The sequence below is a fragment of the Pandoraea anapnoica genome (assembly GCF_902459765.1).
GTDB lineage: Bacteria > Pseudomonadota > Gammaproteobacteria > Burkholderiales > Burkholderiaceae > Pandoraea > Pandoraea anapnoica.
This window is the reverse complement of sequence record NZ_CABPSP010000036.1, coordinates 1-1,633: the sequence shown is the minus strand read 5'-3', so window position 1 is coordinate 1,633 and position 1,633 is coordinate 1. Positions and strand designations below refer to the sequence as shown.

3 protein-coding genes are annotated in these 1,633 nt (G+C 61.4%); all 3 read right to left on the bottom strand.

Going from position 1 to position 1,633, the window contains the following annotated elements:
• Positions 1–488 (bottom strand): ABC transporter ATP-binding protein (locus PAN31117_RS26910; RefSeq protein ID WP_370855795.1); only part of this gene is annotated, 488 nt, incomplete at its 3' end.
• A complete protein-coding gene (locus PAN31117_RS26905; protein ID WP_150740874.1) occupies positions 488–1,261 on the bottom strand; it encodes an ABC transporter ATP-binding protein in 774 nt (257 codons plus the stop codon). The genes PAN31117_RS26910 and PAN31117_RS26905, both read right to left, overlap by 1 nt.
• A 21-nt stretch (positions 1,262–1,282) precedes the next feature.
• The coding region (locus PAN31117_RS26900) for an ABC transporter permease subunit (protein ID WP_442417700.1) at positions 1,283–1,633 on the bottom strand (351 nt) is incomplete at its 5' end.

The following is a 1,633-nucleotide window of genomic DNA, read 5'->3' as shown; positions in this document are numbered from 1 at the left end:
TCGTCGAGCAGCAACAGCTTGGGCTGACTCATCAACGCACGCGCCATGGCGAGCATCTGCTGCTCGCCGCCGGACAACGTGCCTGCGAGCTGATCGCGACGCTCCTTCAGACGCGGGAAAATGCCGAACATCTTGTCGATGTCCTGCTTGATGCCCGCGTTGTCGTTGCGCAGATACGCCCCCATCTGCATGTTCTCGAGGATGGTCATGCGCGTGAAGATGCCCCGACCTTCCGGCACCATCGCCAGCCCCTGCTTGAGCAGATCGAACGCCTTCACGCCGCGAATCGACTTGCCCAGATACTCGATGTCGCCATCGGCCCACGGCAACAACCCCGTGATCGCCTTCATGGTCGTCGTCTTGCCTGCACCGTTCGCGCCGATGAGCGTGACCAGCTCGCCCGGCTGAATGTTCAGGTCGATGCCCTTGACCGCCTTGATCCCGCCGTAAGCGACTTTCAGGCCCTTGATCGTCAACATTGCGCTCATCAATGGCCTCCCGAACCCAGATACGCTTCAATCACCGCCGGATTCTTCTGCACATCCTGCGGCAAACCTTCGGCAATCACCTTGCCGTAATCGAGCACCGTCATGCGGTTGCACAACCCCATCACCAGCTTCACGTCGTGCTCGATGAGCAGAATCGTGCGACCGTCGCTACGGATCTTGTCGAGCAAACCGCGCAACTCGACCTTTTCCGTGGCGTTCATACCGGCCGCCGGTTCGTCCAGTGCCAGCAGCTTGGGATCAGTGGCCAACGCACGTGCGATTTCCAGACGACGCTGGTGGCCGTACGAGAGATTCGCCGCCGTGTAGTTGGCGTACTTCGCCACGCCCACGTATTCGAGCAACTCCATCGCACGATCGCGGATGGCGCGCTCCTCGGCCTTCGCGCCCGGATATCGGACGATGGCGCCGATCACGCCCATCTTCGTGCGCACGTGACGACCGACCATCACGTTCTCGACGACGGTCATGCCACCAAACAGACGAATGTTCTGGAACGTACGCGCGATACCGGCCTTGGCGACTTCGTGCACGGCGGTCGGCTTGTAAGCCGAACCGTCGAGCTTGAATTCGCCGGAGTCCGGCGTGTAGAGACCGGTGATCACGTTGAAGAACGTGGTCTTGCCAGCGCCGTTCGGACCGATCAGCCCGTAGATCTGCCCCGGCTTGATCTCCAGGCCCACGTCAGTGAGGGCCTGCAGACCGCCGAAGCGCTTGTTCACGCCCTTAACGGACAGAAGAATTTGTTCGCTCATATTCAGGTCATCTCCCTCGGCTTACAGAGTCCGCTCTTCCGGACGCGGCGACGGCCACAGGCCGGCCGGACGGTACAGCATGATCAGAATCATGGCCAGACCGTACAGCAACTGCCGGATCACTTCGGGATCGACGATGACGCTACCGAACAACTTCATCTGCAACGGGCCCATGGTCGAGCGCAGGATCTCGGGGAACGCCGAGAGCAGCACACCGCCCAGAATCACGCCCGGAATGTGGCCCATGCCGCCGAGCACCACCATCGAGAGCACGACGATCGACTCCCAGAAAGTGAACGACTCGGGCGAGACGAAGCCCTGGAACGCGGAGAACATGCCACCTGCCACGCCGCCGAACGACGCACCCATCGC

Bases quoted from the DNA above. Each gene is read 5' to 3' on its own strand.
- PAN31117_RS26905 (WP_150740874.1), bottom strand. From the start codon at position 1,261: ATGAGCGAACAAATTCTTCTGTCCGTTAAGGGCGTGAACAAGCGCTTC.